Source organism: Nonomuraea sp. NPDC059023 (assembly GCF_042740095.1).
Taxonomy (GTDB): Bacteria; Actinomycetota; Actinomycetes; order Streptosporangiales; family Streptosporangiaceae; genus Nonomuraea.
This window is the reverse complement of sequence record NZ_JBHYIO010000004.1, coordinates 73,173-92,196: the sequence shown is the minus strand read 5'-3', so window position 1 is coordinate 92,196 and position 19,024 is coordinate 73,173. Positions and strand designations below refer to the sequence as shown.

General features: G+C 70.7%; 17 protein-coding genes. 10 read left to right on the top strand and 7 right to left on the bottom strand.

What is annotated here, in order from left to right:
• Position 1 precedes the first annotated feature (1 nt).
• Genes ACFWYW_RS08630 through ACFWYW_RS08620 form a run of 3 tightly spaced genes read right to left on the bottom strand, consistent with a single transcriptional unit; the run spans position 2 to position 4,502 of the window.
• The gene (locus tag ACFWYW_RS08630) at positions 2–937 is read right to left on the bottom strand and encodes a hydroxymethylglutaryl-CoA lyase (RefSeq protein ID WP_379613383.1); all 936 of its coding nucleotides are present in this window, start codon (positions 935–937) and stop codon (positions 2–4) included.
• Positions 937–2,931 (bottom strand): biotin carboxylase N-terminal domain-containing protein, encoded by a 1,995-nt coding sequence (locus ACFWYW_RS08625; protein WP_379613385.1) that lies wholly within the window; start codon positions 2,929–2,931, stop codon positions 937–939. Before ACFWYW_RS08625 ends, ACFWYW_RS08630 begins: the two co-directional genes overlap by 1 nt.
• A 2-nt stretch (positions 2,932–2,933) precedes the next feature.
• Positions 2,934–4,502 carry a carboxyl transferase domain-containing protein gene (locus ACFWYW_RS08620; protein ID WP_379613387.1) on the bottom strand — a complete coding sequence of 523 codons (1,569 nt, stop codon included), beginning with the start codon at positions 4,500–4,502 and terminating at the stop codon, positions 2,934–2,936.
• Between the two features lie 47 nt (positions 4,503–4,549).
• Here ACFWYW_RS08620 and ACFWYW_RS08615 point away from each other — a divergent pair, with 47 nt between their 5' ends.
• From ACFWYW_RS08615 to ACFWYW_RS08575, 9 genes are all read left to right on the top strand, one after another.
• On the top strand, positions 4,550–5,128 hold the full coding sequence (locus ACFWYW_RS08615; protein WP_379613389.1) for a TetR/AcrR family transcriptional regulator: 579 nt from the start codon (positions 4,550–4,552) through the stop codon (positions 5,126–5,128).
• 366 nt (positions 5,129–5,494) lie between these two features.
• The gene (locus tag ACFWYW_RS08610) at positions 5,495–6,034 is read left to right on the top strand and encodes a PadR family transcriptional regulator (RefSeq protein ID WP_379613391.1); all 540 of its coding nucleotides are present in this window, start codon (positions 5,495–5,497) and stop codon (positions 6,032–6,034) included.
• Entirely contained in the window at positions 6,035–7,009 is a 975-nt protein-coding gene (locus tag ACFWYW_RS08605; protein WP_379613393.1) for an ATP-binding cassette domain-containing protein, read from the top strand.
• Positions 7,006–7,860 (top strand): ABC transporter permease, encoded by an 855-nt coding sequence (locus ACFWYW_RS08600; RefSeq protein WP_379613395.1) that lies wholly within the window; start codon positions 7,006–7,008, stop codon positions 7,858–7,860. Before ACFWYW_RS08605 ends, ACFWYW_RS08600 begins: the two co-directional genes overlap by 4 nt.
• A 101-nt stretch (positions 7,861–7,961) precedes the next feature.
• Positions 7,962–8,405 carry a hypothetical protein gene (locus ACFWYW_RS08595; RefSeq protein ID WP_379613397.1) on the top strand — a complete coding sequence of 148 codons (444 nt, stop codon included), beginning with the start codon at positions 7,962–7,964 and terminating at the stop codon, positions 8,403–8,405.
• 124 nt (positions 8,406–8,529) lie between these two features.
• Positions 8,530–9,216 carry an ABC transporter ATP-binding protein gene (locus tag ACFWYW_RS08590; RefSeq protein WP_379613399.1) on the top strand — a complete coding sequence of 229 codons (687 nt, stop codon included), beginning with the start codon at positions 8,530–8,532 and terminating at the stop codon, positions 9,214–9,216.
• Complete coding sequence (locus ACFWYW_RS08585) at positions 9,213–9,911, top strand: ABC transporter permease (protein ID WP_379613401.1); 699 nt, start codon at positions 9,213–9,215, stop codon at positions 9,909–9,911. Before ACFWYW_RS08590 ends, ACFWYW_RS08585 begins: the two co-directional genes overlap by 4 nt.
• On the top strand, positions 9,908–10,987 hold the full coding sequence (locus ACFWYW_RS08580) for a sensor histidine kinase (RefSeq protein ID WP_379613404.1): 1,080 nt from the start codon (positions 9,908–9,910) through the stop codon (positions 10,985–10,987). The genes ACFWYW_RS08585 and ACFWYW_RS08580 overlap by 4 nt, the downstream gene beginning before the upstream one ends.
• Positions 10,963–11,589, top strand: coding sequence for a response regulator (locus ACFWYW_RS08575; RefSeq protein ID WP_379613406.1), 627 nt, complete (start codon positions 10,963–10,965; stop codon positions 11,587–11,589). The genes ACFWYW_RS08580 and ACFWYW_RS08575 overlap by 25 nt, the downstream gene beginning before the upstream one ends.
• A 69-nt stretch (positions 11,590–11,658) precedes the next feature.
• Here the strand turns inward: ACFWYW_RS08575 and ACFWYW_RS08570 are convergent, their stop codons facing one another.
• A complete protein-coding gene (locus ACFWYW_RS08570) occupies positions 11,659–13,011 on the bottom strand; it encodes a hypothetical protein (protein WP_379613408.1) in 1,353 nt (450 codons plus the stop codon).
• 193 nt (positions 13,012–13,204) lie between these two features.
• On the opposite strand from ACFWYW_RS08570, the gene ACFWYW_RS08565 reads away from it, so the two are divergent.
• The gene (locus tag ACFWYW_RS08565; RefSeq protein WP_379613410.1) at positions 13,205–15,424 is read left to right on the top strand and encodes a thiamine pyrophosphate-dependent enzyme; all 2,220 of its coding nucleotides are present in this window, start codon (positions 13,205–13,207) and stop codon (positions 15,422–15,424) included.
• Position 15,425: 1 nt separating this feature from the next.
• Here the strand turns inward: ACFWYW_RS08565 and ACFWYW_RS08560 are convergent, their stop codons facing one another.
• Genes ACFWYW_RS08560 through ACFWYW_RS08550 form a run of 3 tightly spaced genes read right to left on the bottom strand, consistent with a single transcriptional unit; the run spans position 15,426 to position 19,017 of the window.
• Positions 15,426–17,087, bottom strand: coding sequence for an LLM class flavin-dependent oxidoreductase (locus ACFWYW_RS08560; RefSeq protein WP_379613412.1), 1,662 nt, complete (start codon positions 17,085–17,087; stop codon positions 15,426–15,428).
• Between the two features lie 49 nt (positions 17,088–17,136).
• Positions 17,137–17,850, bottom strand: coding sequence for a maleylpyruvate isomerase family mycothiol-dependent enzyme (locus tag ACFWYW_RS08555; RefSeq protein WP_379613414.1), 714 nt, complete (start codon positions 17,848–17,850; stop codon positions 17,137–17,139).
• 45 nt (positions 17,851–17,895) lie between these two features.
• Positions 17,896–19,017 (bottom strand): magnesium and cobalt transport protein CorA, encoded by a 1,122-nt coding sequence (locus ACFWYW_RS08550; RefSeq protein WP_379613416.1) that lies wholly within the window; start codon positions 19,015–19,017, stop codon positions 17,896–17,898.
• Between the last annotated feature and the right edge of the window lie 7 nt (positions 19,018–19,024).

Below are 19,024 nucleotides of genomic sequence, written 5' to 3'. Positions count from 1 at the left end.
GCTAGTCCTTTTGGGAGAGGGCCTTTGGGGATAGGGCCTTTTGGGAGAGGGCTTGGACGACGCGGGACGGGCTCGGCCGGCCCAGCCGCTCGGCGAGCCAGACGCTTGTGGCGACCAGCTCGTCCAAGTTGAGCCCGGTCTCGATGCCGAGACCGTCGAGCATCCAGACCAGGTCCTCCGTGGCGAGGTTGCCGGTGGCCGAGCCGGCGAACGGGCATCCGCCGATGCCGCCGGTCGAGGCGTCTACCACAGTGACGCCGGCCTTCAGCGCGGCCATCGTGTTGGCCAGGGCCTGGCCGTAGGTGTCGTGGAAGTGGACGGCCAGCCGTTCCGGCGAGCCGAACGCCTCGACCAGCGCGGTGGCGTGGCCGGGGGTGCCGACGCCGATGGTGTCGCCCAGCGACAGCTCGAAGCAGCCGAAGTCGAGCAGCCGCGTGCCGACGCCCACGACCTGCTCGATCGGGGTCGGGCCCTCCCACGGGTCGCCGAAGACCATCGAGACGTACGCCCGCACCCTGAGCCCGTGCTCCAGCGCCCCGGCGATCACCGGCTCGAACATCTCGAACTGCGACTCCAGGCCGCGGTTGAGGTTGCGGTTGGCGAAGGTCTCGGTGGCGCTGGCGAAGACGGCGATCTCCTCGACACCGCTCTCCAGCGCCCGGTCGAGCCCCTTGAGGTTGGGCACCAGCACCGGATAGCGGATGCCGGGCCGGCGTTCGAGCATGGCCAGCAGCTCGCCGGAGTCGGCCAGCTGGGGCACCCATTTCGGGTGGACGAAGCTGGTCGTCTCGATCACCGTGTGCCCGGCGGCGGCGAGGCGGCCGATGAACTCGGCCTTCACCTCGACGGGGACGACCGCCTTCTCGTTCTGCAGGCCGTCGCGGGGGCCGACCTCGTAGACCGTGACCCGCTCCGGCAGGCCGTCGAGCTTGTGCATCACGCCTCCACCACGGCGAGGACCACGTCCATGTCCACGGACTGGCCCGCCCGCACCGGGAGCTCGCGCACCACGCCGTCCACGGGCGCGGTGACGGTGTGCTCCATCTTCATCGCCTCCACGACGACCAGCGGCTGATCCTTGGTGACCTGGTCGCCGACGGCCGCCTTGACCAGCAGGACCGTGCCCGGCATCGGGCTGCGCACGACGCCGTCGCCGCCGCCCGCCGCGCCCGGCCGGTCGCCGGGGTCGCCGATGCGGTGCCTGGTCAGCGCCCACGCGCCGCCGTCGCGCCCGATCCACACGGTCTCGCCGTCGCGCGCGAACGTGTAGGAGGTGACCCGCCCGCCGAGCGTCAGCACGGCCCTCTCCCCCGCGACCCGCACCTTCGCCGGTACGGCTCCCGCACCCACGACCGACCCAGGCACGGCTTCCTTGTGCACGGCTTCGCGTTCAGCCGGCGGCTCCTCGGCGGCGCCGGGCAGCCGGATCTCCGCGGCGGTGGCGGGCAGGCCGCGTACGGCCACCTCGTGCACACCCTCGCGGGACTCCAGCCGCAGCGTCGTCCAGGCCCGCTCGCCCACCCGCCAGCCGTCGGCCACGTCCCACGGGTCGCGCCCGGCCGGAGCGCCGTGGAAGATCAGCGCCGCCGCGGCCAGCACGTCCGCCGGGGTCGCGGCGGACAGGTCCAGGCCGGGCAGGACGCGTTCTACCAGCCCGGTGTCCAGCTCGCCCGCCACCACCTCCGGCCGCGTCACCAGCGCCCGCAGGAACGGGATGTTGGTCGTCACGCCCAGCACCGTCGTGCGCCCGAGCGCCCGGTCGAGCGCCCTGAGCGCCTCCTCGCGCGTGGGCGCCCAGGCGACGACCTTGGACAGCATCGGGTCGAAGTCGCTGCCGACCACCGTGCCCGCCGCCAGCGAGGAGTCGACGCGTACGCCGGAGGGCTCCGCCAGCGCGAGTACCCGGCCGCCGGTGGGCAGGAAGCCCCTGGCCGGGTCCTCGGCGTACACGCGGGCCTCGACGGCGTGGCCGCGCAGCCGTACCTCATCCTGCGTGAACGGCAGCGGCTCGCCCGCGGCCACCCGTAGCTGCAGCTCCACGAGGTCGACGTCCGTGACCAGCTCGGTGACGGGGTGTTCGACCTGGAGGCGGGTGTTCATCTCCATGAAGTGGTAGTCGCCGGTGGTGCCGTCGACGATGAACTCGACCGTGCCGGCGCCGGTGTAGCCGACCGAGCGGGCCGCCTCGGCCGCCGCCGCGCCCATGGCGGCGCGCGTCTCCGGGGTGACGAAGGGCGAGGGCGCCTCTTCGATGATCTTCTGGTGCCTGCGCTGGAGGCTGCACTCGCGCTCGCCCAGGTGCACGACGGTGCCGTGGGTGTCGGCGAGGACCTGGATCTCGATGTGCCTCGGGTTCTCGATGAAGCGCTCGATGAGCAGGGTGCCGTCGCCGAAGGCGTTCACCGCGGTGCGGCGCGCCGACTCCAGCGCCTCGGGCAGTTCCGCGGCCGCGCGGACGAGCACCATGCCCTTGCCGCCGCCGCCGGCCGATGGCTTGATCAGCGCGGGGAAGGCGTTCCAGTCGCGCAGGTCGTCGGCGGGCTCGGCGCCGCCGGGCACCACGGGTACTCCGGCCGCGGCGACGGTGGCCTTGGCGCGGATCTTGTCGCCCATGGCCTCGATGGCCTCGGCGGGCGGGCCGATGAAGACCAGCCCCTCCTTCGCGCAGAGCCGGGCGAACTGCGCGTTCTCCGCGAGAAACCCATAGCCCGGGTGTACGGCTTGCGCGCCGATGTCTCGGGCGGCGGCCACGATGGCCCCCATGTCCAGATATTTCGGGACCTGGAGGGCGTGGTCCGCCTCGCGGACGTGCAGGGCGCCGGCGTCGGCCTCGGTGTAGACGGCGACGCTCGTGACGCCCATCGTGCGCAGGGTCCGGATGATCCGGACGGCGATCTCGCCGCGGTTGGCGATCAGAACGGTGGAGAACATCGTCACATCCTGAAGACGCCGTAGCCGATGGGTTCCAGCGGCGCGTTGGCCGCCGCCGAGAGTGCCAGCCCGAGCACGGTGCGGGTGTCGGCCGGGTCGATCACGCCGTCGTCCCAGAGCCTGGCGGTGGAGTAGTAGGGGTTGCCCTGGTCCTCGTACTGGGCGCGGATGGCGTCGGCGTCGGCGTTGCCCACGGTCGTGAGCACGTTGGCCGCCTGCTCGCCGCCCATGACCGAGATGCGGGCGTTCGGCCACATCCACAGGAACCGCGGCGAGTACGCCCGCCCCGCCATCGCGTAGTTCCCGGCGCCGAACGAGCCGCCGATGATCACCGTCAGCTTCGGCACCCGCGCGCACGAGACCGCGGTGACCATCTTGGCCCCGTGCTTGGCGATGCCGCCCGCCTCGTAGGCCTTGCCGACCATGAACCCGCTGATGTTCTGCAGGAACACCAGCGGCACCTGGCGCCGGTCGCACAGCTCGATGAAGTGGGCTCCCTTGAGCGCCGACTCGGCGAACAGGATGCCGTTGTTGGCGATGATCCCGACCGGGTGGCCGTGGATGTGGGCGAAACCGGTGACCAGCGTGTGCCCGTACTCGGCCTTGAACTCCTGGAAACGCGAGCCGTCCACGACCCGCCCGATGACCTCGCGCACGTCGTACGGCTGCCGCGTGTCCGCCGGCACGATGCCGTAGAGGTCGCGCGGGTCGAGCAGCGGCTCCTCCGGCTCGGCGCTGCCCCAGGGGCGGGGCGGCCGGGGGGCCAGGGTGGCGACGATGTCCCTGACGATGGCCAGCGCGTGGGCGTCGTCCTCGGCCAGGTGGTCGGTGACGCCGCTGGTCCGGGCGTGCAGGTCGCCGCCACCCAGTTCCTCCGCGGTGACCTCCTCGCCGGTGGCCGCCTTGACCAGCGGCGGGCCGCCCAGGAAGATCGTGCCCTGGTTGCGGACAATGACCGCCTCGTCGCTCATGGCCGGGACGTAGGCGCCGCCGGCCGTACAGGATCCGAGGACGGCGGCGATCTGCGGGATGCCGCGCGCGGACATCGTGGCCTGGTTGTAGAAGATGCGGCCGAAGTGTTCGCGGTCGGGGAAGACCTCGTCCTGTTTGGGGAGGAAGGCTCCGCCGGAGTCGACGAGGTAGACGCAGGGGAGGTTGTTGTGGAGCGCCACCTCCTGGGCGCGCAGGTGCTTCTTGACCGTCATCGGGTAGTACGTGCCGCCCTTGACCGTCGCGTCGTTGGCGACGATCACGCATTCGCGGCCCGAGACCCGGCCGATGCCGGTGATGATGCCCGCTGCGGGGGCCTGATCGTCGTAGAGCCCGTTGGCCGCCAGCGGCGACAGCTCCAGGAAGCGCGAACCCGGGTCGAGCAGCCCGTCCACGCGGTCGCGCGGCAGCAGTTTGCCGCGCTCCACATGGCGTTGCCGCGAGCGCTCGGGTCCGCCGAGCGCCGCGCGGGCGAGCCTGTCGCGCAACTCGGCGGCGAGCCGCTCGTTGAGGTCGGCGTTGGCCTTGAAAGCCTCGCCCCCGAGGTCGGCGACCGTTTTCAGCACCGGCCAGTGAGTCATGCTGGAAAGGTTAGTCATCATTAACGTCTATGTCTAGAATGTGAGACATGAGCACTCCTACCCGCAGCCGAGGGGCCAGACGCGCCGAGATCCTCGACGCCGCCGCCCGGCTCTTCGCCGAACGCGGCTTCCACGGGGTCTCGATCGAGGAGCTCGGGGCCGCGGTGGGAGTGTCGGGCCCCGCCCTCTACAAGCACTTCAGCGGCAAGGAGGCGTTGCTGGCCGAGATGCTGCTGGGCATCAGCTCCCGGCTGCACAGCGGGGCCGGCGACCTGGTCACCGCCGCCGGGACGCCCGAGGAGGCGCTGTCCGCGCTGCTGCGCGGGCACATCGCCTTTTCGCTGCGGGAGCCGTACCTGATCACGGTGCACGACCGGGAGCTGGGCAACGTGCCCGAGCCGCAGCGGCGGCAGATCCGCCGCCTGCAGCGGCTGTACGTGGAGGAATGGGTCACCGTCCTGACCGAACTGCGGCCCGGCCGCCCCGCCGCCCGGCTGCGCGCGGCCACGCACGCCGTCTTCGGCCTGCTCAACTCCACCCCGCACAGCGCCGGCGACCTCCCCGCCGACGACACCGCCATCCTGCTGTACGAGCTCGCCCACACCGCCCTGGTTAACATTCCCTAACCGGACACCACCGCTCCGCCCGGCACGTTTCCCGGGCGCGCGTGGTCGCGGGATGCCCGGAGATCGCGGCACACTTCGCCTCCCTCGCCCGCCTGGCCGCGGCCACCATGCCCGCGTTCGCCGAGGTCGTCACCCCGTCGCCCCGCGCGCTGTGCCGCACCCCCTGCCCGCCATGCGCCCTGCCTCTGGTTTCGGCCTCTCGCCTGCGGCGCGATCCGCCCTGGGTTTCGGCTGCCATGCGGCGCCTCTCCGCGGCCTGTCCGTGGTCGCCGCACTCCCCCTTGCCCTGAGTGACCGGTAGTCGGCAAATTGCTTGCGGCTGCCAATTATCTAGATATATCTTTGAAGCATCTAGATAGTAGGAGGGTGATCATCGTGCAGGAGTCCGATGACTGGCCCGAGGCGTTCGCTCCCTTGGGCACCCCGTTTCACACGACGGGCCCGCCGATCCCCGTGACGGCCCCGCGCGTACGGCGGGGCGACGTGCGGGCGGCGTTGCTGGTGCTGATCCACGAGGGGCCGCGCAACGGCTACCAGATGATCCAGGACATCGCCGAGCGCAGCCGCGGCGTCTGGCGGCCGAGTCCCGGCTCGGTCTATCCGGCGCTCCAGCAGCTTGAGGACGAAGGCCTGGTCAGCGGTGGCGATTCCGGCGGCAGCCGTACCTTCCAGCTCACCGAGCAGGGGCGTGAGCAGGCGGAGCGGCTGGCGACGGGAAGCGCGCCGTGGGACGAGGTCGCGCGCACGGTCCCCGAGGACCGGCACGAACTGCGGCTCCTGTGGGGGGCGCTGGGCGAGGCATTCGTCCACCTGACCCACACGGCCAACGACCGGCAGGTCGCCGAGGCCAAGAAACTGCTCCGGCAGACGCGCAAGTCTGTGTTCCAAATCCTGGCGGAGGACTAGATGACATTAACTCCGGCGGTAGCCGTACAAGATCTGAAAAAGACCTACGGAAAGGTCGAAGCGGTCAAAGGCGTCAGCTTCGAGGTCCGGCCGGGAGAGGTGTTCGGCTTCCTCGGCCCGAACGGCGCCGGCAAGACCACGACCATCAGCATGCTCTGCACGCTGGTCAACCCCACCGGCGGCAGCGCCAGCGTCGCCGGCCACGACGTGGTCGGCGCCCGCGACGAGGTGCGGCGCAACATCGGGCTGGTGTTCCAGGACCCGACCCTCGACGGGTACCTGTCCGCGGAGCAGAATCTCCGCTTCCATGCCGAGCTGTACGGCGTGCCACGCCACATCGTCGGCGACCGGATCCGCCAGGTCATGGAGATGGTGGCGCTCTGGGACCGCAAGGACGCCAAGGTCATGACGTTCTCCGGCGGGATGAAGCGGCGCCTGGAGATCGCCCGCGGCCTGCTCCACTCGCCCAGGGTGCTGTTCCTGGACGAGCCCACGGTCGGCCTCGACCCGCAGACCAGGGCGGCCATCTGGGGGTACATCAACAAGCTGCGCCTGAGTGAGGACATCACGATCTTCATGACGACGCACTACATGGAAGAAGCCGAGTACTGCGACCGCATCGCCATCATCGACCACGGCGAGATCGTCGTCGTCGACTCCCCCGAGGCGCTCAAGGCCAGCGTCGGCAAGGACCGCGTGCAGATCCACACCGGCGATGACGAAGGTGCCATCACCGCGCTGCGCGAGCGGTTCGGGCTCGAGGCGACGGTGCACGAGGGGGCGGTGACGTTCGCGGTCGCCTCGGGCGAGGAGTTCGTGCCCCGGCTCTTCGCCGAACTCGGTCAGCCGATCAGGTCGGTGAGCGTGTCGCGGCCCTCGCTCGACGACGTCTTCATGTCCTACACCGGCTCCACCATCAGGGACGCCGAAGCCGACGACAAGAACGCCTGGATGAGAGCGATGGTGCGCCGATGACCACCGAAACCATCTCGGTCGTGGTGCCGGCCCGCAGCGCCGGGCACGACCTGCGCGCGGTCAAAGTGGTGCTCCACCGGGAGATGCTGCGCTTCCTCAGCGACCGTACGCGGATGTTGTCCATGCTGTTCCAGCCGGTGCTGTGGTTGTTCATCATGGGCACCGGGCTGGGGTCACTGGTGCAGGGCAGCATCCCCGGCGTCGACTATCGCACCTTCATGTATCCCGGGATGATCTCGATGACGGTCATCATGACCGGGATGTTCTCGGCCGGGTCGATCGTGTGGGACCGGGAGTTCGGCTTCCTGCGCGAGATGCTCGTCGCGCCGGTCTCCCGGGGCGCCATCGTGCTCGGGAAGTGCCTTGGCGGCGCCATCGTGGCCACCGCGCAGGGCGTCGTGATCCTCGCGATGGCGGGGCTGGTGGGCGTGCCGTACTCCGGGACGCTGATGGTGACGTTGCTGGCGGAGATGTTCCTGGCGGCGTTCACGATCACCGCGTTCGGGGTGATGCTGGCGGCGAGGATGAAGAACATGCAGACGTTCTTCGGGCTGATGCAGATGGCCATCATGCCGATGATGTTCCTGTCCGGGGCGATGTTCCCGCTGGCCAACCTGCCATCGTGGCTGCACGTCCTGACCGTGGTCAACCCGATGACGTACGCGGTGGACCCGATGCGGCAGGCCGTCTTCTCCCACCTTTCCGTGCCGCCGGAGGTGAACGCGATGCTGAACCCGGGCGTGCAGTGGTTCGGATGGCAGGTGCCGGTCCTCCTGGAGATCGGCGTCGTCGCCGGGCTGGGGGCGGCGTTGCTGGGGGTGGGGATCCTCCAGTTCCGGCGGGCCGACTGAGGCTCCATGCCGGATCGATATAGCACGCCGCGTTCTGTCGGTGACGGAGGGTATCTTTCCCGATGGCATCTTCGCCCCCCTCCCTTTCGAAGGAGACGCCTGTGCATGTCAGCGAGATCGACCTTCCGCTTCTGGAGCGGCGTGTCACTCTACTGGAAGGAGCTATATTCAGCGGCGTGCCTACGCTGAGCATCGCCGACCGGTTCGACGCGCTGCACACGCGCATCGACGAGACCGGCCGCAACATCATCGAGAAGATGGAAACGCGGTTCGACGCGGTCGACCTCAGGTTCGACGGCATCGATCAACGGCTCGACGCCATGGACCTGCGGTTCGACGGCATCGACCGACGACTCGACGCCATGGACCTGCGGTTCGACGGCATCGACCAGCGGTTCGACACGCTGGAAGCAAGCATCAACGAGCGGTTCGAGAAGGTTGACCAACGGTTCGAGCAGATGGAAGACCGGATGACTCGGGTAGAGGGTCAGCTGGTCGACATCAAGGCCATGCTGATCAGTCTGGGTGCCAAGAACCCCAACTAGCCCGATTCCCTGATGCCCCGGGCTCGATGGTGGGCCCGGGGCGCCGGGGGGTCCTCCGGATGGGGGATGCCGGGTGGCGGGGTGGGGGATGCCGGGGGGCGCGACCGGACGCGAGCATCGCCGTATGACAGCGATAACAGTGCGCGACCTGCGCAAGGCCTACGGCGGCACGGTGGCCGTGGACGGGGTGTCGTTCGAGGTCGCGCGGGGTGAGACGTTCGGCGTCATCGGGCGCAACGGGGCGGGGAAGACGACCACGGTCGAGTGCCTGGTCGGGCTGCGCAAGCAGGATGCGGGCAGCATCCGGGTCCTCGGGATCGATCCGGCGCGGCGGCGGGAGCTGGCCAGGAAGGTCGGGGTGCAACTGCAGGACAGCGCGCTGCCCGACCGGATCAAGGTGGGTGAGGCGCTCAGGCTGTTCGCCTCGTTCTACGCGCGGCCGGCCGACCCCAGGAAGATCATGGGCACCTGGGGGCTGGAGAAACTCAGGAATCGCGCTTTCAGCGATCTTTCCGGAGGCCAGCGGCAACGGCTGCTGCTCGCGCTGGCCCTGGTGGGCGATCCCGAGCTGGTGGTGCTGGACGAGCTGACCACGGCCCTGGACCCGGTGGCCAGGCGCGAGACGTGGGATCTGGTCAGGGGCCTCAAGGCGGCGGGCACGACGATCGTGCTGGTCAGCCACTTCATGGACGAGGCGGAGGCGCTCTGCGACCGCGTGGCGGTCTTCCGCGACGGGCGGATCGCGGCGGTCGGGAGCCCGGCCGAGCTCCTGGAACGGGCGGGCACGGCGTCGCTGGAGGGTGTGCTGTGAGGGCGTTCGTCCAGTTGTCGCTCAACGAGCTGAGGCTGCTGGCCCGCGATCCGGGCAGCCTGTTCTTCATGGTCGCCTTCCCGCTCATGCTGCTGGTGCTCAACAGCGGCAACAAGCGGCTGGAGATCTTCCTGCCCAGCTATATGGCGATGATCCTGGCGATCGGCGGCATCGCGGCGCTGCCGGGGATCGTGGCCACCTACCGGGAGCGCAAGGTGCTGCGGCGGCTGGCGGTCACGCCCATCTCGCCGGTCATGCTGCTGGGGGCGCAGGTCTCGGCCCAGGTGGTGATGGGGTTGGTCGGTTCGCTGGTGGTGATCGGGGCGGGCATGGTGGTCTTCGGGGTGGCTCCGCCGGCGCACCCGCTGCCGCTGGTGCTGGCGTTCGCGCTGAGCGCGCTGATGACGTGCGCGATCGGGTTCGTGATCGCGGCGGTGGCGCCCCGGGCGCGGACGGCGGATCTGCTCGGGCTCACGGTCATGTTCCCGATGATCTTCCTGGCCGGGGCGGCGATCCCGCGCGAGGGCCTGCCGGAGACCCTGCGGACGGTCGGGGACTACCTGCCGCTCACCCAGGCGGTGACGGCGATGCGGGAGGGCTGGTTCGGCACTCCGGCCGCGCCGCCGTTGCTGCTGCTCACGGGGATAATCATCGTATGTACGGCGATAGCCGCGTTCACGTTCAGGTGGGAATGAGCCGCTGGCTCCACGCTTTCCACCTTCTCTTCTACGCCTGCCTGACGTTCCCCACGGCCGTGGTCGCGCTCATGGGGACCGGTGGCGGCCGGCCGCTCACGCTGGGGCTGGCGGCGGCGATGGGGGTCTACTACTGGCTCTTCGTGGTCCGCAGGAGCGAGGACCTGGAACGCCTCAACCCCATGGCCTGGCACTTCCTGGTCCTGCTCTGCCTGCTCTTCCTCCTGCTGCGCCGCGAGCCGGTCTTCGAGCTGGTCCAGTTCGGCATGTGCCCGATGCCGTACGTGCTGCTGCCCGGCCGGTGGGGCTACGCCGGAGCGGTGACGCTGGTGCTGACCACGTTCGTGGCGAGCGGCCGGGTGACCGAGCTGGCGGTGAACCCGGGCGCGCTGGGCGGCCTGCTGGCCAACGCCGGGCTGGTCACGATCATGGGCCTGTTCGCGCACCACCTGGTCAAGGCCGGCGAGGTCGGGGTGCTGCGGGAGCGGGCCCGCCTGGCCAGGGAGATCCATGACACGCTGGCACAGGGGCTCAGCGGGATCATCACCCAGCTGGAGGCGGCGGAGCAGGCGATCGACGATCTGCCGGCCGTACGGCAGCGCATCGCCGTCGCCAAGCGGCTGGCCCGCGAGAACCTCGGCGAGGCGCGGCGCTCGGTGGACGCGCTGCGGCCCGAGCCGCTGAACCGGGCCACGATCGACTTCGCCCTCGGGGACGTGGCGGCGCGCTGGTCGTCGGCGAGCGGGGTGCCGGCCACGGTGGCGGTGGACGGGCCGCGCCGCCCGCTGGATCCGGAGGTGGAGGCGACGTTGCTGCGCGCCGCGCAGGAAGGACTGGCCAACGCCGCCAAGCACGCGGGGGCGCGGCGGGTGGCCATCACGTTGTCGTACATGGAGGACGAAGTGACGCTGGACGTGCTGGACGACGGCGCCGGATTCGACGCGGACGCGGCGCCGGGCGGCGGTTACGGGCTGGCGGCGATGCGCGAGCGCGCGGCGGCGGTCGGCGGCACGGTGACGGTGGAATCGGCACCGGGAGAGGGGACGGCGCTGTGCGTGAGCATCCCGTCCGCCTGATGATCGTCGACGACCATCCGGTGGTGCGGGACGGCCTGCGCGGCATGTTCGACGGCCTGCCCGACATCACGGTGGTCGCCGCCGCGGCCGACGGCCGTGAGGCGCTCGCGCTGGCCAGGAGCACCGAGCCGGACGTCGTGCTCATGGACCTGCGGATGCCGAACCTGGACGGCGTCGGCGCGATCCGCCGCCTGCACGCGGCGCATCCCGCCACGAAGGTGATCGTGCTGACCACCTACGACACCGACGGCGACGTCAGCCGCGCGCTGGCCGAGGGCGTGGCGGGCTACCTGCTGAAGGACACGCCGCGCGAGGAACTGCACCGTGCGGTGCGTACGGCCGCCGCGGGCGGCAGGGTGCTGTCCCCGGCGATCGCCGGGCATCTGATGGCCGGCAAGAGCCAGCAGCAGAAGGACCCGAGCCCGCGCGAACTGGAGGTGCTGCGCCTGATCGCCAAGGGCGCGGGCAATAAGGAGGTCGCCAGGACGCTGCTGATCAGCGAGACGACGGTGAAGACGCATCTCAAGCACGTCTTCGCCAAGCTCGGTGTGGAGACGCGGGCGGCGGCGGTGGTCGCCGCGATCGAACGCGGCCTCCTGTAGAAACTCCAGAGGAAAGCGGAGGGCGCGGGCCCCCTGGATCGGAGGCCCGCGCCCGGGTGGTGCCGGCGGTTACCGCTTGACGCGCACGTAGTCGCTACGGCTGGTGTCGCCGTAGGCGTCGGAGTCGCCCGTGAAGACGAATCTCCAGGTGCCCGACTTCGAGGCCTTCACCTTGGTGTAGATGTTGCCACTGCTGTTGGACCAGGTGGCCTTGTAGTAGTACCACTTGCTGGAGCCCTTGGGCTTGAAGTACAGCCGGATCTTGGCTCGGTGGCCGTCCCAGCCGTCGTCGAGGATCTGCAGCTTGCCCTTGAACTTCAGGTACTTGCCGCGCTTGACGGGCTCGGGGTAGGCGTTGAACTTGATCAGCCTGCTGTCGGCCTTCTCCGGCGGCGGAGGCGGCGTGTGCCGCTCCACGCGGACCCAGTCGGCGTCGCTGGCCGAGCCCTGGATGCCGGAGGAGCCGCCGTACACGGCCCGCCACCAACCGGAGGTGTAGGCCCTGGCGTCGGCCCAGAAGCGGCCGTTGCGGCCGGTCACGTCGCTGGTCACGTGCTCCCAGCGCGAGGACCCGTGGGCCTTGAACTGGATGGCCACCCGCTGGCCGGGCAGGCCTTCCCAGCCCTCGACCTGCAGGTTGCCGCTGAGCGCGAGCCGGTCGCCCTTGTCCACGGGCTCGGGCGAGGCGTCGAAGCCGACGATCCGGCTGGACCGGTCGGCGGCCTTGACGTCCACGCGGTCGGTGTCGCTGACCGAGCCCCTGGCGGAGCCGGTCTTGTCGAACTCGGCCCGCCACCAGCCGGTGGACTCGGCCTTGACGCCGGTGGAGAACCAGCCGGAGCGGCTGGTGCCGGTCTTGGTGATGTGGCGGTAGGCGTCGGTCCCCTTCTCGCGGAAGGTGATCGTGACCTGCTGCCCGCCGTACCCCTTGCCCTCGGCGAGGAGACGGCCGGAGACCTTGATCGTCGAGCCCTTCGCCACCAGGTCGGGGCTGGCGTCGAAGTCGACGATCTTGGTGTCGAGTGCCTTCTTGACCTCGAACGAGCCGCGCGAGGAGCTCTCGCCGTCGCCGTGGGCGATGGCGAGGATGTTCCAGCGTCCGGCGCTCTTGGCGTCGAAGGACTTGGTGCCGGTCCACTTGGTCCACTCGCCGTGCGGCGCGGACTTGAGGTCGACCGGTGTGGGAACGCTGACGTCACCGGGCGCGCGGAGCTGGAGTTCAGCCTTGCCCGCGCCCTTCGTGGTGAAGCTGAACGTCGCCGTGACCGAGTCGTCGAACACGACGACCGGCGACGGACTGACGTCCACGTCGGAAATGCTGGGGGCCTTCGCCCCGGCCGATGCCGACGCCGGCGAGGCCAGAGCGATCGCTCCGGCTCCCATCGCGAGCGCGACGGCTACGGCGCGGATGCGTTGCGACATGCGGGTTTCCGTCCCTTCTGGAGTCCGCAAGTGGTCAACGCGGCATTGAGGGTGCCACGTGTTTCTCTCTAGTAGACGTTTAGGACGGGCAAAAGGTTCGTAAAGCTGACACGCCGTAACGAAACTGAGTCAGTTACACCGGTCCAGAACATGTCACCTCCCGACGAGGCGTCTGGGGGGCATAATCGGGCTTGTGGCGCGCGACACAGTTGAGACTCACTTCCTCGAAGCCGTAGCCGACCTCAAGATGGGCACTCCTCGTGATCCGTCGAGACCGGTCCGCGAAGGCAGCACGCTCAGCGGCCGGCTCTGTCTCGACCTGTACCGCCGCCAGCTCGACAGCCGGCTGCTCGACATCGCGGCCCGCTGGCTGCGCGAGCAGGACCAGGGCTTCTACACGATCGGCTCGGCCGGGCACGAGGGCAACGCCGCGCTGGCCGCCGCGCTGCGCGTCGACGACCCCGCCCTGCTGCACTACCGCTCCGGCGCGTTCTACCTCGCGCGCTCGGCCCTGGCCGGGCGGCTGCCCGAGCAGGGCATCCGCGACGTGCTCCTGGGCCTGACCGCCGCGGCGGAGGAGCCGATCGCGGGCGGCAGGCACAAGGTGTTCGGGCACCCCGAGCTCGCGGTCATCCCGCAGACCTCGACGATCGCCAGCCATCTGCCCAGGGCCGTGGGCGTGGCCTTCGCCATCGAGCGGGCCCGCGCGCTCGACGTTCCCGCCGCGTGGGCCGGCGACGCGATCGCGGTGTGCAGCTTCGGCGACGCCTCCGTCAACCACGCCACCGCGCAGTCCGGCTTCAACACCGCCGCCTACGCCACCTACCAGGGCCAGGCGGTGCCGATCCTGTTCGTCTGCGAGGACAACGGCATCGGCATCAGCGTCCGTACGCCCAAGGGCTGGGTCGAGGCGGCGGCGAACCGGCCGGGCATCGAGTACTTCGCCGCCGACGGCTGCGACCTGGCCGCCGCCTACGACGCGGCCGCGCAGGCGGTGGCGCACGTGCGGGCCAACCGCTCCCCCGCCTTCCTGCACCTGTCGACGGTGCGGCTGATGGGTCACGCCGGCTCCGACGTCGAGGTCGCCTACCGCACCCAGCGCGAGATCCGCGCCGACATGGAGCGCGACCCGCTGCTGCGCAGCGCCGCGATGCTCGTCGAGGCGGGCCTCGTCACCCCCGACGAACTGCTCAAGTCGTACGAGTCCACGCGCGAGCACGTGCTGCGCATGGCGCTGGAGACCACGCGCAGCCCGCGGCTGTCCACGGCCGAGGAGGTCATGGCGCCCATCGCCCCGCGCAGCGAGGACGTGATCGCCAAGATCAGCCCGGTGGCGGCCGAGCCGTCGGTGCGCGAGAAGGCCTTCGCCGGCGCGCTGCCCGAGAACGACAAGGCGATGACGCTGTCGCAGGCGATCAACAGGACGCTCTCCGACGCGCTGGCCGTCTACCCGGAGATGATGGTCTTCGGCGAGGACGTCGCCAAGAAGGGCGGCGTCTACGGCGTCACCCGCGGCCTGCAGAAGCGCTTCGGCGCCGCCCGCGTCTTCGACACCCTCCTCGACGAGCAGGCCATCCTCGGCCTCGCGCTCGGCTCCGGCGTCGCCAAGCTGCTGCCGGTGCCCGAGATCCAGTACCTGGCCTACCTCCACAACGCGCTCGACCAGATCCGCGGCGAGGCCGCCACGCTCTCCTTCTTCTCCCGCGGCGCCTTCACCAACCCGATGGTCGTCCGCGTGGCCAGCTACGCCTACCAGAAGGGCTTCGGCGGCCACTTCCACAACGACAACGCCATCGGCGCGCTACGCGACATCCCCGGCCTGGTCATCGCCTCGCCCTCGCGGCCCGACGACGCCTCGGCGATGCTGCGCACGTGCCTGGCCGCGGCCCGTACCCAGGGCGCGGTCTGCGTCTTCCTGGAGCCGATCGCGCTCTACCACACGCGCGACCTGTTCGACGAGGGCGACGGCGGCTGGCTGGCCACGTACGCGCCGCCGACCCGCTGGTCCGACACGCACGTGCCGATCGGGCGGGCCCGCTCCTACGGCGACGGCCGCGACCTGACCATCGTCACCTACGGCAACGGCCTGCGGATGAGCCTGCGGGCCGCGGTCCGCCTCACCCAGGAGGGCTACAGCTGCCGCGTGCTGGACCTGCGGTGGTTGTCGCCGCTGCCGGTCGAGGACCTGGTGCGGGCGGCGGAGCTGACCGGCAAGGTGCTGATCGCCGACGAGACGCGCCGCTCGGGCAGCGTCTCGGAGGGCGTCGTGGCCGAGCTGGTCGACGCCGGGTTCACCGGGCAGATCGCGCGGGTGACGTCCGCCGACAGCTTCATCCCGCTCGGCGAGGCGGCCGGCCACGTGCTGCTGTCGGAGGAGGAGATCGAGGCGGCCGCCCGCAAGCTGCTCAGCTAGGTCAGTACGGTGACGGCCCGCCGAACATCTCGGCCACCCGCGAGGCCAGCGTGACATCGCCCTCCACCCGCAGCCGCCCGGACATCAGCAGGTCGGCCGGGTTGACCGTACCGGCGAGGACGCGCAGCAGGTCGGCGGCGGGCATCGCGAGCACCAGAGCCGGATCGCCGGCGCGGCCCTGTGCCATCCTGGCCCGCTCGCCGCGCACGATGATCGTCCAGGTGGCCGCCGGTTCGAGCCGGAACTCCAGCGTCCCCTGGAACCCGCCGGCCTTGGCCGGGTCGAAGGAGCGCGCCATCAGCCCGAACAGCAGCCGCTGTTGCCCCGGCCCGAACCACCGCTCCAGCTCCCGGTCCTCGCGCCCGCCGACGAAGCGGGCCAGCAGCCCCTGCCCGCCGCGCCGCGCCGCCTTGCGCGCCGCCCGCAGCCGCTGCCCCGGCCCGGCCGGCGCCCGCCGCCCGATCCGCGCGACCTCGGCGTCCTCCTCGATCCGGTACGGCCGCGCCATCACCCTGACCGGAGCCCGCCTGGCCAGCGCCGCCCCGATCGCGGGCGCCAGCCGTTCCGCCTTGGCCCGTTCCCGCTCCTCGCGCCCGTCGGCGAAGACCGGCAGGACCTTCTTGCCGAACAGCTCCAGGCTCTCGCAGATGTGCTCGTGCCGGTTCGGCCCCGCCTGCAGCACGAAGATCATCTGATCGACGCCCGCCTCCTCGTAGCGGCGGACCAGCTCGACGAGCTGGCGCGGGGTGCCGAGCGCCCCGGCCAGCGGATCGTCGCCGCGCGCCCCGAGCGGGGGCCGGCGGGCGGTGAAGTCGTCCCAGATGGAGCCCCGGCCCGGCTCGTGCCTGGACGGCCCGTAGTAGTGCGCGAGCGCGTAGGCGAAGAACCCGGCGCCGAGCGCGCCGCGCCGTCTGGCCTCCTCGGGGTCCTCGTGGCACATCATGGGCAGCACGACCGCGAGGTTGGCGTTGACCGCGAACCCGGCGGGCACGCACTCCTCGGAGGCCAGCAGCCGGTAGTAGTCGCGCGACCAGGTGGCCGCGTCCTCGGGGTGCACGAACGCGAACGACAGCGCGCCGATCCCGTTGCGCGCGGCCAGCCGGATCGTCTCGCGCCGCGAGCAGGCCACCCAGAGCGGCGGGTGCGGCTTCTGCACGGGTTTGGGGATCACGTTGCGCGGGGGCATGCGGAGGTGGGGCGAGTTCCATCCGGCGAACGGCTCTTCGGCGAACATGCGGGTGACGCAGTCGAGCGCGTCCTGCCACATCTCGCGTTTGAGCTCGCGCGCCACCCCGAATCCGCCGAGCTCCGCGGCGGAGCTGGCCTCGCCGGTGCCGAAGTCCACGCGCCCGCCGGAGACCAGGTCCAGGGTGGCCACCCGCTCGGCCACCCTGGCAGGGTGGTTCACCTGCTGCGGAAGCTGGATGATGCCGTGGCCCAGGCGGATGTTCGTGGTGCGCTGGGAGGCGGCGGCCAGGAACACCTCCGGCGCCGCCGAGTGGGAGTACTCCTCCAGGAAGTGGTGCTCGACCTCCCAGACGTAGTCGAAGCCGACCCGGTCGGCGATCTCGATCTGATCCAGGGCGTCGTTGTAGAGCCGCTGCTCGCTGTCCGGTTTCCAGGGCCGAGGCAGCTGGTGCTCGTAGAAGATTCCGAACCGCATTCTCGGACGGTAAGTGCGTTCTGACATCCTGTCCAGATCCGGACAGGGATCACAGCCACGGCCCGATCGACGGCGCGCCGGGCTCCGGCGCCGGGCCGCGGCCGGTCAGCCACGCGGCCAGCCGCGCGGCGCTCCCGCGCACCAGCGCGACCCGCTCGACCAGGTCGCCCTCGTCCGGCCTGCCGCCGGGGTGGACGCGCCAGGTGCGCGCCCGGTCGAGTGGGACCAGCAGCAGCGCCGGGCCCTGGGGGCGGTTCTCCATGGCCGTGGTGACGTCGCTGAGCAGCGCGTCGACCATGCCCTCGGGGAAGTCGTCGAAGGACCCGCCGGCGCCGAGGTCCACGGCGTGGATCCACAGCTCGCGCGCCCGCATCCAGGGGACGTCGGAGGCGGGCACGATCTTGCCCTGCGCGGTGCGGACTTTGGTGTTCCACTGCAGGTCCGACAGGCCCGCCAGGTCCTCGCGCAGCTCACGGTCGCGGTCGGCCGACAGGGCCGCCAGCTCCGGCGCGGGGATGCGGGCCGTCTCCTCGATCTCCGCGTCGCGGGCCTCCCTGCTCGGGTACATCGCCCGCTCCTCGCCGGTCCTGGCCCAGTGGACCAGGCGGGACAGCGCCCGCGCGTTGCAGGCCACGTGCGCCACCACATGGCGGCGCCGCCATCCCGGCAGTTGCGAGGCCCCGTCCAGTCCCGCCTCGACGGCCGCGTCCACCTTGCGGGCGAAGTACTGGCCGCCCGCCTCCATCCACCCGAACTCACTCATGGACACCACGCTAGGACCACGCGCCCCGCGCGGTCCGGCAGACCCCTACAGCCAGTCGCGTCTCTTGAAGACGATGTACAGGATCAGGCACACCCCGGCCATCAGCACGACGGCGAACGGGTAGCCGAGCGTCCAGTGCGTTTCCGGCATGAAGTCGAAGTTCATGCCGTAGATCGTGCCGACGAGCGTCGGGGCGAAAAGAATGGCGGCCCAGGCGGAGATCTTCTTGACCTCCTCGCCCTGCCGGATGCTGGCCTCGGTCATCTTGGCCATCTCGGCGTTCTGGGCCTGCGTGACCAGGGTCGAGTTGATCACCAGGATGTCCTGGAGCATCTGGCGGAAGGCGGCCACGCGCTCGGTCACCGTGATCGCGTGGTCGGCGACGTCGCGCAGGTAGCTCTGGAGTTCCTCGTTCACGCCGTACTTGGTGGCGCCGGCGATGAAGCCGTCGATCATCTTCAGCAGCGGCGCGGTCGCCCGCTGGAACTCGATGACCTCGCCGCTCAGCTCGTAGACGCGGCGCGAGACCGCCGGGTCGCCGCTGAACACCTGGCCCTCGATCTCCTCCAGGTCCTTCTGCAGCCCGGCCACGACCGGGGCGTAGCCGTCCACGACGGCGTCGAGGATGGCGTACAGCACCGCCTGGGGGCCCTGGCGCAGGAGGTCGGGGTCGGATTCCATGCGTTTGCGCACGGCCTGGAGGTCGGGGGCCTCGGCGTGCCGTACCGTGATCACGAAGTTGGGGCCGACGAAGACGTGCAGCTCGCCGAAGGCGACCTCCTCCACGTCGTCGAGGTAGCGCGCGGCGCGCAGCACGACGAAGAGCGTGTCACCGTAGCGGTCGGCCTTGGGGCGCTGGGAGCCGACGATGGCGTCCTCTAGGGCCAGTTCGTGGAGCTGGAACTCCTCGCCCAGCTTGACCAGTTCCCACTCCTTCGGGCGGTACAGGCCGATCCAGGCCATGGTGCCCGGCATCTCCTTGAGCCGTTCGAAGGCGTCGGCCAGCGAGCCTGGGTTGTCGATGCGCTCGCCGTGCTGGTAGATGGCGTTGTCGATCACGGTCGGGCGGTAGGGGGCTTCCTCTTCCACGGCCCGGGGATCCATGGAGTGCTCCGGCGCCTGCTCGCGGATGCGACTGCTTTGCAGAAAGCCCTTCATGCGTGCCATGCGCTCA